At 44.4% G+C, this 14,647-nt stretch carries 5 protein-coding genes; 3 read left to right on the top strand and 2 right to left on the bottom strand.

Going from position 1 to position 14,647, the window contains the following annotated elements:
* Positions 1 to 189: 189 nt before the first annotated feature.
* The 3 genes from NDI42_RS00550 (at position 190) to NDI42_RS00540 (ending at position 8,088) form a co-directional block, all read left to right on the top strand.
* Complete coding sequence (locus NDI42_RS00550; RefSeq protein WP_190454056.1) at positions 190 to 5,802, top strand: PAS domain S-box protein; 5,613 nt, start codon at positions 190 to 192, stop codon at positions 5,800 to 5,802.
* 128 nt (positions 5,803 to 5,930) lie between these two features.
* Positions 5,931 to 6,323, top strand: coding sequence for a response regulator (locus NDI42_RS00545; protein WP_190427841.1), 393 nt, complete (start codon positions 5,931 to 5,933; stop codon positions 6,321 to 6,323).
* A gap of 4 nt (positions 6,324 to 6,327) precedes the next feature.
* Positions 6,328 to 8,088 carry a GGDEF domain-containing response regulator gene (locus tag NDI42_RS00540; RefSeq protein WP_190427839.1) on the top strand — a complete coding sequence of 587 codons (1,761 nt, stop codon included), beginning with the start codon at positions 6,328 to 6,330 and terminating at the stop codon, positions 8,086 to 8,088.
* 25 nt (positions 8,089 to 8,113) lie between these two features.
* Here NDI42_RS00540 and NDI42_RS00535 read toward each other — a convergent pair whose 3' ends face one another.
* Positions 8,114 to 9,853 (bottom strand): EAL domain-containing response regulator, encoded by a 1,740-nt coding sequence (locus NDI42_RS00535; protein WP_190454053.1) that lies wholly within the window; start codon positions 9,851 to 9,853, stop codon positions 8,114 to 8,116.
* Between the two features lie 33 nt (positions 9,854 to 9,886).
* A complete protein-coding gene (locus NDI42_RS00530) occupies positions 9,887 to 14,425 on the bottom strand; it encodes a PAS domain S-box protein (protein ID WP_190454048.1) in 4,539 nt (1,512 codons plus the stop codon).
* Positions 14,426 to 14,647: the final 222 nt, after the last annotated feature.

Here is a 14,647-nt window from a genome sequence, read left to right as displayed (position 1 = left end):
AGGAGGAAGTACAGTTTCAGCTTAATAGTATCTTCATAAAGGATAGAGAGCTTTGAGCAAAGTTCTCGGTGGAAGAGTATTTATTTATCTCAGTGAAAATTAAACCTGGAAATTTGGGCATCCTAAGTAGGTAGGACGATATAGCTAAATTTGAGTTTAAATTCACAGCGACCAATCCACTTTTAATATATGAATCACATAGATAACCAAGAGCTACTGCAAAAATTTATCCAGCGATCGCCTGCTGCAATCGCCATGTTCGACCACGAAATGCGTTACCTGCTTTGTAGCGATCGCTGGCGGACAGATTTTAGACTAAGCGGGGATATCAGCCAGCGATCGCTCTATGAGACGTTCAAGGAAGTTCCTGAAAGTTGGAACGACCAACTCTTAACCATCGAAAAGGGTGATGAAGAATTTATCAGGCGTTTGGATGGGACTGGGGACTGGGTAAAGTGGGAAGCCCAACCGTGGACGACAAGTGCAGGTGAAATCGGCGGCATCATTATATTTACAGAAATCCTCAGCTCGCGCAAATGGGCAAAATCGGCGCTCAGACAGAGAGAGCAAAACTTCCAGTTGCTAGTCGAAGGCGTAAAAGACTATGCAATTATTAAGCTGGATACCAATGGACACGTTGTCAGCTGGAACGCCGGAGCCGAACGCATCAAAGGGTATCAGTTAGAAGAAATTGTCGGACAGCATTTTTCCTACTTTTATCCGCCTGAAGAGATTGAGCTGGGAAAGCCGGAGCAAAATTTAGAACTAGCAGCAAAACTTGGTCGGTGCGAAAAGGAAGGCTGGCGGGTGCGTAAGGATGGTACGCGGTTTTGGGCAAACGTAGTGATTACAGCTTTGCACGACAGGGAGGGAAATCTGCGCGGCTTCTCGAAAGTGACGCAGGACATCACCGAGCGCAAACAACAAGAAGAATCCCTACGATTGCTGGAGAGAGCGATCGCATCTAGTAGCAATGGCATCGCCATCAGCGACACCACCCAGCCAGACAACCCAATTATTTATGTCAATCCCCGTTTTGAGCAGATGACTGGATATGCTGCGGCTGAAGTCATTGGTATCAATTGCCGCTTCTTGCAGGGGACAGACACAAATCAACTAGCGATCGCTCAACTTAGAATGGCAATTGCTGAGGGCAGAGAGTGTAGTGCAGTCTTGCGGAATTATCGCAAAGATGGCACCCTTTTCTGGAACGAACTCCGGATTTCCCCGGTACGCAATCCCCAAGGCAAACTGACAAACTTTATTGGTATCCAAACAGACATCACCTACCGGGTGGAAGCTGAAGCAGCCTTACGGCAACTCTTGCAACGGGAATTGCTTTTAGGAGCAATGCAAGAGCGAATTCGCCAATCCTTGAAACTAGAAGATGTCCTCAACACCACTGTAGCGGAAGTTCGACAAGCTCTCCATGCCGACCGAGCAGCTATTTACCGCTTTGAGCCAGATGGGAGTGGTACTGTAGTTGTGGAATCGCTGGGTATCGGGGTTTCATCAACATTAGGCATCAATATTCAGGAAAATTACCAGTCATGCGATCGCACCAGCTTATCCAATTTTAGTGATCCTCTTGCCACCCCGTACCTCACAGGTGAGATTCAAGCTATTGAAGATATTTACACAGCGGGTTTAGAACAGCCTCATATTCAATTGCTAGAGCGGTTTCAGGTCAGAGCCAATCTGGTAGTGCCGATTTTCCAAGAAAGCGTTGCCACATTGAGCAGGGATTCTCGTTGGCATCAGGGAAGGTGGGAAAATGGTTCTACTTCCAACCTTGCAACTGTTAAACCTTCAAACTCCAAATTATGGGGACTGCTAATTGTCCATCACTGTCATGGAACCAGACAATGGCAAAACTGGGAAGTACAATTTCTCAAGCAGCTTTCCGTACAACTAGCGATCGCTATTCAGCAAGCTAACCTTTTCGAGCAGCTGCAAGCTGAACTCGCTCGTACTCAATCCGCCGAAACAGCATTGCGCGTTAGCGAGGAGCGACTACAAGCAATTTTAGATAACTCCACCGCCATGATCTACGTCAAGGATAGGGAAGGACGATTTATTTTGGTCAACCGTCTATTCCAAACCCTATTCCACCTCGACCGAGAGCAGATAGTCGGCAAAACCAACCACGAAATTTTTCCCAAAGAAGTAGCTGACGCTTTTCATATCACCGACCAGCAAGTAATCGCATCTGGAACTCCGATAGAGTTGGAAGAAGTCGCACCTGTCGAAGGTGTTTTACACAGCTACCTTTCAGTCAAGTTTCCCCTACAGGATGCTACTGGTGTCCCTTATGCAGTCTGCGGTATCTCTACCGACATCACCGAACGCCAGCAAGCTCAAGAAAGCTTGCGACGCACTAATTCACTTCTGAAGGCGCAGCAAGAAGCAGCCCTCGATGGCATTTTGGTGATAGACGAGAACAGAAAAGTCGCCTCCTACAATCGTCGCTTCAAAGAATTGTGGCAAATCCCCGACGAGGTGATGAAGTCTGGGGACGACAGACAACTGCTAGGCTATGTACTCTCAACCCTGGTGCAGCCACAAGAGTTTATTGCCAAAGTCGAGTATTTATATGCTCATCCAACTGAATCTAGCCGCGATGAAATTTCCTTAAATGATGAGCGCGTTTTTGACCGTTACTCATCAGCGGTGCTTTCCCCAGAAGGAGACAATTATGGCAGAATTTGGTACTTCCGAGATATCACAAGACGTAAACAAGCTGAAGAGGATTTGCACAAGTCTAACCAGCAAATCAACAAGATATTAGAAAGCATCAACGATGCCTTTCTTTCCTTAGATCGGGAGTGGCGGTTCACCTACATAAATTCACGAGCCGAGCAGCTTTTGTTGAGAACCAAGGATGAGTTAATTGGCAAAAATATATGGGATGAATTTCCAGAGGCTGTTAACTCCAAGTTCTACTCGCAGTATCACAAAGCTGCTACCGAACAAGTCACGGTTGAGTTTGAGGAATTTTATTCACCATTAAACACCTGGTATCAGGTGCGAACTTATCCCTATGCCGATGGTTTATCAGTTTATTTCCACGATATCAACGAGCGCAAGCAAGCCGAGACAGTACAGATACAGTTAAACGCATCTATACAGGAAAGGGAAGAAAGATTCCGAACCCTAGTTGCTAATATTCCTGGTGCTGTTTACCGCTGCGCCTGTGATGCTAACTGGACAATGGAGTTTATCAGTGATGCGATCGCCGGGATTTCTGACTATCCGGCTAGTGACTTTATTAACAATCAAGTACGCACCTTTGCCAGCATTATCTATCCCGAAGACGTGGCGATGGTGGAGAAAACTATTTTAGAAGGTGTGTCAGCAAAACAGCCTTACATTATCGAGTATCGGGTTATTCGAGCTGATGAAACTGTCAGATGGGTTTATGAAAAAGGTCAGGGTATCCTTAATAAGGAAGGAGAATTAATTCGCCTTGATGGGGCGATTTTTGATATCACTGAGCGCAAAGCTGCTGAGGCAGAATTACGCGATTTAGGATCTGCCCTGGAAAATGCCGTTGAAGGGATCTCGCGCTTAGACACGCAAGGGCGCTACCTGGCTGTCAACCGAGCCTACGCCAGCGCTGCTGGATACCAACCAGAAGAAATGATTGGTATGGAATGGCCCTTAACTGTACATCCTGAAGATGTAGAAAAGATGATAGCTGCCTATGAACAAATGCTCAAAGATGGCAAGGTAGAAGCTGAAGCCAGGGGTGTGCGTAAAGACGGCTCTATTTTTTATAAGCAATTAGTGATGATCTGTGCTTACGATTCGCAACGGCGTTTTATCGGACATCACTGCTTTATGAAGGACATTACTGAACGCAAAGCCGCTGAGGAAGCCTTGCGCCAAAGCGAAGTGTTACGCGAAAGCGAGGCGAAAACCCGCGCCCTTCTAGACGCTATTCCAGATGCGATGTATCGCATGAACAAAGAGGGCATTTTTCTAGATTTCAAAGCCGCTAAGAACGATCCTATGGAGATGAGTGCTGATGCTGTTGTTGGCAAAAATATTTATGATGTTTTGCCCATGAGTGTAGCTCAAGCTGCTTTACACTATAGCGCGATCGCTCTTTCCACCAACAAAGCACAAGTGTTTGAATATCAAATGCCTAAAGGCAAAAAGATTGAGACTTATGAGGCTAGAGTTGTAGTCAATGGCCCGGATGAAGTGCTGGCAATTGTGCGCGATATTACTGAGCGCAAGGAGGTAGAGCGATTGAAAAACGAATTTGTCTCAATTGTTAGCCATGAATTGCGAACGCCGCTAACTTCAGTTCGCGGTTCTTTGAGTTTAATTAGTGGCGGCGTGGCAGGTGAAATTCCCCCACAGGCGAAAGCCTTGGTAGACATTGCTTATAAAAATAGCGAACGTCTGATCCTGCTGATCAATGACATTTTGGATATCGAAAAGATTGAATCCGGTAAAATGGATTTCCATCTTACGCCGCTGGAGCTGATGCCATTAGTGCAGCAGGCAATAGACGTGAATCGTGGCTATAGCGAACAGTTTGGCGTGCAGTTGGTGTTGGAGCCGCAACTAACGGATGCTATGGTGAATGTAGATCGCGATCGCTTGATGCAGGTGATCACTAACCTGCTCTCCAACGCCGCCAAATTCTCTCCCCCCAATGGCCAAGTCAAAGTCTGTGTCTCCCGCTTAAACCCAGAAGATAGAAGTCCAGACTTATTGGCAACTGATAATATTTATCCTACCTATTGCCTCCTGCCTTCTTCCTCCTTCATTCGCGTTGCCATCACCGACCAAGGTACGGGCATCCCCGAAGAATTTCGTTCCCGGATCTTTAAGAAGTTTGCCCAAGCTGATTCCTCAGATACCCGTCAAAAGGGCGGAACTGGCTTGGGTTTGAGCATTTGCAAAGCGATTGTCGAAAAACTCGGCGGACAAATTGGCTTTACCACCACTACCAATGTCGGCAGCACCTTCTATTTTGACTTACCAGAATGGCAGGATGCACTTGTGCCAATTGTATCCAGCTCAAACTCATCTGACAGCCTCCGCATCTTAGTGTGTGAAGACGACCCGGATATTGCCCAATTGCTCTGGCTAATGCTAAAGCAAGAGGGTTTGAGCGCAGATATCGCTTATAGTGCAGCACAAGCCAAGCAGCTACTGGGCCAAAACCGCTATGCAGCAATGACAGTGGATCTGGCATTACCCGGTCAAGACGGTATTTCATTGATCCGCGAGTTGCGGGAGGCGCAAAACACCCACAGCCTGCCAATTGTTGTGGTTTCTGCCAAGGCGCAGCAAGGGCGGCAGGAATTCAACGGCGGCGGCTTGGCGGTGATAGACTGGCTGGATAAACCAATCGATCAACAGCGATTGATGGCAGCAGTCCGGCAAGCAGTGCGACAACAAACTGGCACCCAGCTACAAATTTTGTACGTAGAGGACGATCCGGATTTAACCCAAGTCGTCTCAAAAATTTTGCAGACCCTAGCCGAAATTGACTCAGCTAAGAATCTTCAGGAGGCAAAACACAAGCTACGGACAAATACTTACGACCTGGTTATTCTAGACCTAAGTTTACCTGATGGTTCTGGTCTGGAGTTGCTACCTTACCTAAACAATCAGGCTCGCGTCCCAATTCCAGCAGTGGTTTTCTCTGCCAATACAGTTGGTATTGAAGCCGCGAATCATGTGGCTGCGGCACTCGTAAAATCCCGCACCTCAAATCAGCAACTGCTGGATACCATCAAATCCTTAATTGGGCGCAGTGACTCGATAAATACCCTTAAATAACCGTAGCCAGTTACGCTGACGAAATGCCACATTAGAAATGCAAATTAAAAATCGCCAAGAAACTCTTAAATTTTTAATTTGTTTTCTTCAGCAGACTCTTTTTTGGAAGTACAACTTAGAGAAACGCTTTGTCTACCCCACCTCTAAACCGGATTTTGTTTGTGGAAGATGACCCAGATATCCAAACTGTTGCCAGCTTGGGTTTGCAGGCTGTCGGCGGTTTTACTGTGCAAATATGTAGTTCTGGCAGTGAAGCAATTCAAGCCGCGCCAACTTTTGCCCCAGATTTGATTCTGCTTGATGTGATGATGCCGGGTATGGACGGTATTAGTACGCTAAAGGCTCTGCGCGAACTAAGAGAAACTTTAACTACTCCTGTGATTTTTTTGACTGCCAAAGTTCAAACTCACGAAGTAGCTTCCTATAAACAACTCGGCGTTTTGGATGTAATTGCAAAGCCGTTTGACCCGATGACTCTTTCTGCAACTCTTAATCGCTTGTGGTCTCAGTACCATGTTTAATTCTGTGAAAAATCCACAAGAACAACTAAACGCCTTACGTATTGCTTACACGCAGCAACTACCAAGTCGAGTTGAGCAGATTGAAGCTATGTGGAATCAGCTGCTTGCAAGTTTGGAAAAGAGTATCGCAGTGGAGGAGGGGGAGAGTGGGAGAGTGGGAAAAGATAATACTAAATTCCTCTTTTCACCTCATCACCCCATCACCGCCTCACCGCCTCTGCCCCTCTCCGAAGCTTCCTCACTTTTGGTAACGCTGCACAACTTAACACACCGTCTGGCTGGATCGGGCGCTACATTTGGCTTTCTAACGTTAGGCAATGCCGCCCGAACATTGGAACTTGTTTTCAAAGCGATGCTGGAATGTGGGGATTTGCCAACTTCGGAACAGCAAGCACAAATTTTGGTGCTGCTAGGGGTATTGAAACACGCGGCGAGTGAAATTTGTTTACTGTCCACTCAAGAATTGTCGGTAAACCTGCCGCTGACACTTCCTCCCCTACCGGAGTCAGACAATCGGCTGATTTTTCTGGTTGAAGACGATCCACTTTTGTCACAGGATTTAGTGTTGCAAATCGGTTGTTTTGGTTATGATGTTCGCGCCTTTAACGAGTTTGTTGAACTTCAGGACGCGATCGCTCAAACACCCCCAGCAGCAGTCATCATGGATGTGGTGTTCCCTGAAGACAATTTGGCAGGCCCGAAAACTATCACCCAAATCCAGAAAGGGCGCGAACAACCTTTGCCAGTTGTATTTATCTCTTGCAGAAACGATCTGACAGCGCGTTTGCAGGCAGTGAGGGCAGGTGGGAAGGCATATTTCCCTAAGCCGATTAATATCGGAGAGTTGATTGATGCTTTGGATTCGCTGACGGCACCGCAAACCCCAGAACCGTATCGAATTTTAATTGTTGACGATGATGCGTCTTTGGCTACTTTCTATAGCTTAACTTTAGAGCAGGCGGGGATGATGACGGTAGCGATCGCTGATCCTTTGCAGGTGATGCAGCCTTTGATTGAGTTTAGACCGGATTTGATTTTGATGGATATGTATATGCCGGGTTGCGATGGCTTGGAATTGGCATCGGTGATCCGTCAGCAACCTGCTTATATGGGGATTCCGATTGTGTTTCTCTCGGTAGAGACTGATTTTAATAAGCAGCTGACGGCGATTCAGCTAGGCGGGGACGATTTTTTGACTAAGCCAATTTTGCCACACCATCTCGTGGCGTCGGTGATGCCGCGAGTGCAGCGATCGCGTCTTTTACGTTCTGTGATGGTGCGCGATAGTTTGACGGGGCTACTTAATCATACGACTATCAAAGAGCAATTAAGTATTGAAGTGCAACGGGCTAGCCGGGAAAATACCACAGTCGCCTTTGCCATGATTGATATTGATGATTTTAAGTCAGTTAATGATACCTATGGGCATTTGACAGGCGATCGCGTTTTGAAAAGTCTCTCCCGTCTATTGCAGCAGCGTTTGCGTAAAACTGATATTACTGGTCGTTACGGCGGTGAAGAATTTGCTATCATCTTGCCGCATACAGATGGTCTAACAGCAGTCAAGGTGCTCAATCGCATCCGGGAAGGCTTTGCCAAAGTTCGGCAACAGTCTGAAGGGGCTGAATTTTCCGTCACTTTTAGCTGTGGTGTTGCTGTTTTTCCCAGTGTGGTTGATGCGACGCAACTCAATGAAGCCGCAGACAAAGCACTCTACGAAGCCAAACGACACGGACGAAATAAAGTTGTTATTGCTAATTCCTAATAGCTAATTGCTATTAGGAATCTCCTTAAATTAAAATAGGAATCGGCAGTTTCTTACCTTTCCACAGTAGTTTTTCCAATTCTTCCGGTGGTACAGGGCGACAAAACAAATATCCTTGGACTTCATCACAATTATGTTGGCAAAGAAAAGATACTTCTTCTGCCGCTTCTACTCCCTCAGCAATCACTTTTAAATTCAATTTTTGTGACATTTGAATAATTGCCATAGTGATGTTTTTACATCTAGCATCAGTGTTAATATTCCGGATGAAACTCTGGTCTATTTTTAAAGTAGAAAAAGGAAATTTTTTGAGATAACTTAAAGAAGAATATCCAGTCCCGAAATCATCAATAGATATTTCGATTCCTAAAAGCTTCAACTTATTTAATGTCTTGATAGCTGCTGATTCATTTTGGGTTAGTACGCTTTCAGTAATTTCTAATTCTAAAAATTGCGGAGCCAGACCTGTGTTATTTAAAATTTCGACTATACTCTCACCCAAGTTTTCTTGATTGAATTGTCTGCATGACAAATTAACTGCTACTCGTAAAGAAGAAAAACCAGCGGTTTGCCATGCTTGAGTTTGAGCGCAAGCAGTTTTTAAAACCCATTCGCCAATGGGCATAATCAAGCCTGTTTCTTCTGCCAATGGTATAAATGTTGCCGGAGAAATTAGCCCTAGTTCTGGATGTTGCCAACGTATTAACGCTTCTATCCCAACAATCTTTCCGGTTTTTAATTCGACTTGCGGCTGATAGTATACCTGAAATTCTTCTCGTTCTAAGGCACGGCGCAAGCTAGATTCTAGGGTCAATTGATCGACAGAGTCAGCCTGCATATCTGATGTGTAAAACTGATAAGTATTTCCCCCTTGCTTTTTAGCCCCGAATGTTGCTAGAGAAGCATTTTTAATTAAAGTGTCAATGTCACCACCATCCGACGGATAGCACGAGATGCCAATGCTGGAGGTGATAAAGACTTCGTGACCCTCCAGCATGAAAGGTTGAGAAATTGTATTTAAAATGTCGTGGATAACGCCAACATCTGATTTTGTGTCATCAGTTAGAAGAATAATTGCAAATATATCGGCTTGCAAGTGAGCAACAAAGTCGCCGCTACTAACACACATTGTCAGGCGTTCGGCTACAGACTTAAGTAGCAAGTCGCCTAGTGTATAGCCTAAAGAGTCGTTGACGCGGCTAAATCTATCTAAACTAATAGAGAGAATACTAATAGAAGATTGGCTTGGTAATTTGTCTATATGAGCAATCACTTGATGGAACTGTTCTTGTAGTGACAAGCGATTGGGCAGGTCGGTCAAGTTATTGTAATATACCAGGTGATTGACTTTTTCTTCTGTATGTTTTAATTCAGTTGAGTAATGTTCAAACATTACTGTTTGTTTTTTGAATCTAGCAGCGATCGCGCCCAATAATTCATCTCTGGTAAACGGTTTGGTAAGATAATCATCAGCCCCCAGTTCCATACCCTGACGCAGATCGGATTTGGTAGATTTTGCAGTTAGAAAAATAAAAGGAATCATAGCCGTGGCTGGATTTTGACGCAGTTCTCTCAATACACCGTATCCATCCAGTTCCGGCATTGTGACATCACAAATAATTAACTCTGGTTGGTTTTTGAGTGCCAGCTTTACCCCAAGTTTACCATTTTCTGCGCCTATTACATCGAAATTCTCAGCTATTAAAAGGGCGCTCATTCCAGCTAAAACTGGTTCTTCATCTTCAATAACTAAAATCTTGTTCATTTTTGCCGGTTTCTCCCTGACCCTGTTAAGTTTTTATTGATATGGCAACTTGACTACAAACTTCGTGCCTAACCCTAATTGACTGTTTACGCTAATTTCTCCTTGGTGTAATTTAACACATTCTTTAACTATCGCCAGCCCCAATCCAGTGCCGGGAATAGTACCTACATTAGTAGCGCGATGGAAGCTTTCAAATAAATGTTGTTGGTCTTCTATGGGAATACCGATGCCCTCATCTTGCACTTCAAAAACTAACTTTTCATTTTGAAAATAATAGGAAAAATTAATTACACCTCCTTGGGGAGAATATTTCAGAGCATTTGAAAGTAAGTTTGTAAAAATTTGCCGCAAAAGTTGTTCATCTACATAAACTTTTTGAAAGCAGCTAGAGCTTTGCAACATAATAGTTTGTTGACTACCTGCTGTTAGTTGCATTTCGCTCACCAAGTTGCGGCAGAAAACATCTATATTTAAAAAAATTGGGCTAAATTCTAGTTTTCCAATTTCGGATTTCCCGATAATTAAAACATCATTTAGCAGATTGGTCATATTTTTAATGGCAGTTTGAATGCGGAGAAAATACTGGCGTTTTTGCTCCTCATCCCACTTATGGTGATAGTGTTCTAACAATTCTGTATAAAGCAAAATAGTGCTTAGGGGAGTACGGAACTCATGAGAAACCATTGAGACGAAGCGAGATTTTAGTTCGTTGAGTTCTTTTTCTTTTTCCAGTGATGAACGGATTTCTGAGTCGGCTTTTTTGCGCTCAGTGATGTCGCGACTTATGCCGCGATAACCTTGCAGTACACCTTGGCTTTCAAAAACAGGCGAACCGCTGCTTTCTAAAACAATTGAGTGACCGTTTTTGTGAATTACAGTTTTTTCTAGATTGGAGAAGGGTTGCTGTGCAGAAACAAAGTAGTTGAGAACTGACTGAAATCGCTTTGCCTCATCCGGCGACATAAAATTGAAAGTAGTCTTACCAAGAATTTCCCCAACTTGATAGCCTGCAATGTCAGAGGCTTTTGGGCTGACGTAGGTAAAGACACCATTGCTATCAATTTCCCACACCCAATCGTTGGTTTGTTCGACAAGATTGCGATACTTCTCCTCACTCTCCCGTAGTGCTTGCTCGGCTTGCAGGCGTTCGGTGATATCAGTAAAGATGGCAATTGACCCAACAACTTGACCGGAAGTATCTTTGATGGCATCTGTACGAAGGGAAATTTGGATGATGCAGCCGCTACGCGATCGCATCTCTACTTCACCTCTCCAAGATTTACCGCCGTTGACGGTGGCGAACACCTCTTGGTTAACTGCTTTTTGGGTGAACAGTAGCGCTAGACCTCCAGAGGTGTCTAATTCATCCAAGGAGTAGCCGAATAAGTTGCGAAAAGCTTCATTGATATAGATGGGTTCAGCATTTACACCAGATATCCCGATAGCATCGCTGGATTTTTCCACAGCGGCGCTGATGCGTAAAAGAGTCTGCTGTGCTGACTTGCGTTCGGTGATGTCTTCTGCAAGTCCGGTGATGCGGCAGATTTCTCCGGCGGCGTTCCGGATGGGAAAGGCGCGATCCCAGACCCAGCGAACCGAACCATCGGGGCGCACAATTCGATATTCTTCGTTTAAAGTCCGTTGGGGATTGTTACGAATGAGAGCAACGATGCGATCGCGATCCTCTGGATGGATTGATTCCACCCAATATTTAGGATTGTTATACAAACTCTCGCAGGTGCGCCCCCAAATCTTCTCAAATGCAGAACTAATGTAGATAATCTGGGTTTTATCAGGGTTAGTCATCCAGAACACCTCATCAATATTTTCTGCCAGCTGCCGGAACCGTTCCTCACTCTCCCGCAGCGCCAACTCCGCAAGTCTGCGTTGTTGGTACATAGATATTGCCGTTGCTGCCGCTCGGAGAATATCCACATCTGATGAAGCCCAGGGGCGAGCTTCATAGCAATTATCAAAGCCAATAAAGCCAAAGAACTTGTCATTAACAATCATCGGCAAGACTAAAATCGAAAGAATGCCCTGCGGTTCTAAAACCTGACGCTCTGACTCTGGAAATTTTGCCACTACCCCAGAAACGATTTTCCCCCGCGCCAATTGGTTAGCCCAGCGAGGAAAATAGTCGTCATAAGAGAGGTTTTGCAGCAAAGGATTGTCAATTTTGGGGTTGACACCCTCGCCGCACCACTCGGCACGCTGACTCATCCGCAGACAACCCGACTCATCTGTGTGGTTCTCAAACACGTAAATCCGGCTGGCACGCGAAACCGTCCCCAGCGTTTTCAACACCTGTTTGTAGCAGCTTTCTTTGTCGTTCGAAACCAATAACCGACGCCCAATTGTAACCAATGCTGCCCAGTGGCGTTCGCGCTTTGCCAGTGCTTTCTCAGCGGCTTTGCGTAGAGTGATATCCCGACCGACTGCCTGGAATTCGACAAACTGACCAAATTCGTTAAATATTGCCCGGTTTGTCCACTGCTGAATGCAAATCTCCTTGCTTGGCATTACTACCTGATGTTCGTAACTCAGTACTGATTTTTCTGGGGTAAGAAAAGCCATTTCTTGTGTTATCCATTCTTGCTTCTCTTCTAACATGAAGGGAGCAAAAGTTTGCCCTACTAACTCTTTAGGCTGTTTGTTGAAGAAACGACAGTAAGCGTCGTTGACAAAACTTAAGCTTCCATCAGGCAAAAAACGACAGATCATTTCCGTTTGATCTTCAACAACTGCGCGATATCGCGCCTCACTTTCTTGCAGTGCAACTTCTGCTTGTTTACGCTCAGTAATGTCATGGCAGTAAACGCTTAAGCCATCTTCATAAGGATAAACTTGTAACTGATACCAGGTATTTGATGACCCATAAAATGTCTCAAAATGAATTGTAATATTTTCGGATACAGCTTTGTGATATTGCTTTATCAAGCTAGAATTAGCTACCTCTGGCAACTCGTCCCAAATACATTTGCCAATTAATTCGTCTCTGGTTTTTAATAAGTACTGCTCGGCTTTTGAGTTTAAGTAAGTGAAGCACCAGGATTTATCGAGGGCAAAAAAAGCATCTGTGATACTTTCTAAAATTTTAATAGTCCGCTGATTTGACTTTTCTAATTCTGCTTCGGCTCGCTTGCGTTCAGTGATATCAAAGATTGCCCCGTCGAGCCAAAGTACGCTCCCATCATCACTAAAGAATCCTTGACCTCTATCATAGACCCATCTGATGCTGCCATCTGCTCGAATAATCCGATATTCAGCGAGAAACAGTTGTCTCTCTTTCACGGCTTTCAAAACTAAATTTTCACAATTGGCTGTGTCTTCGGGATGAATAATACTAGCGAAAGTGCGAATTTTGTTGTGAATAAAGTCACTAGGTGGATAGCCGGAAATTTCTGCGATCGCATCGCCGATAAACTCCATTGTCCAGTCCGAATCGCAGCCAGAGCGATAAACTACGCCGGGAATATTGGAAACTAAAGAGCGGAACCGCAGTTCGCTTTCCTGCAAAGCAAATTCAGCTTGCTTGCGCTCCGTGATATCGTTCAGCGTACCGCAAGTACCCAATATCGCATTGTCGTCAGCAAATGTCAGACTTACATAAACCTCAATCCATCTGTAGTCACCATCTTTTGTCAAGTACCTAATCTCATGTTTGCAATAGTCTTTCTCTCCATTAATCAATAGTTGAAATAGCTCTAGATTGTGTTGGCGATCGTCAGGATGGATGTAATTTAGAAAATTTGTATCGAGGCTTTCTTCGATGCTGAATCCAGTAATTTCCGTCCATGCAGGATTTAGAAATGTCCAGAAACCTGCTGTATCTGTCTGGAAAAATACTTCTTTAACGTTGTCAACAACCGACTTATACTGTCTCTCTCTTACTAAGAGAGTCTTAAAACTCTGCTCCTTGGCAACTTTAACTGATAGGGTTTCATAAGGTTCTTTTAGGTAAGTTGCAGGCGCTTCTACTGTAATTGCTAATTTTTCCTTCGCCTGTTGCCAGCTTCCTTCTAATTGCTGGTGTTGGCTTGTGTTTGGAGCTATAAGCCCGATTTTCTCGCTACCTTTTGATCTATCCTGGGTGACGCTACTCAAATTTTCCCCTTTCGCAGATTCCAAATTGGCAAATGCAGAATTAAGATTTGAAATTTCTTTTTCCAGCACTCGGCAAATACTTTGAGGGGTGATTACTCCCAATATTTGATCGCGATCGCCTACTACAGGCAGATGGTGAATTTGATGTTGTTGCAATAATGAAGATAATATAAAAATATCTGGTAAATTTGATATATTTAGGGTAATAACGGGTGTCGTCATCACCTCAGCAACTTTAACCTTTTCTAAATGCCTTTGAGCTAGGTTAAGCGATATAATATTATGCTCACTAAACAACCCAACTAACCGGGACTCCTCCATCACTAAAGCACACCGGCTCGAATCTCCAGACTGAAGACTAGCTATAACTTCTGGTAGAGGGTTGTCACGAGCAACAGTTAACAAGTGACGGTCAATTGCTTGTTCTGAAACTAAAGAACAATTGGGCTGATTGTGGAGTTGCATAATAGTAAAGATTAAAATGCCCTGTTCGGGTGTCTTCAGTTTGTTGAGAGGGGAGATAAGATTAAAAAATGTAGTGGATTTTAACTAATTTTTGTGTTTGCTGCTAAATAAAAAAGCTCACAGCTTTTGTCCGCAAAAAAAAGCAGTAGAAAATTAGATATTTTTGGCTTACCTTTGGTAAGCTTACGGGAAAAGATAAAAGAAAAAATCTCTATTTAGAGT

The sequence above is a fragment of the Funiculus sociatus GB2-C1 genome (genome assembly GCF_039962115.1).
In the GTDB taxonomy this organism is placed as follows: Bacteria; Cyanobacteriota; Cyanobacteriia; order Cyanobacteriales; family FACHB-T130; genus Funiculus; species Funiculus sociatus.
Note: the sequence above shows the minus strand (reverse complement) of the source record. Positions and strands in the feature narration are given on the sequence as shown.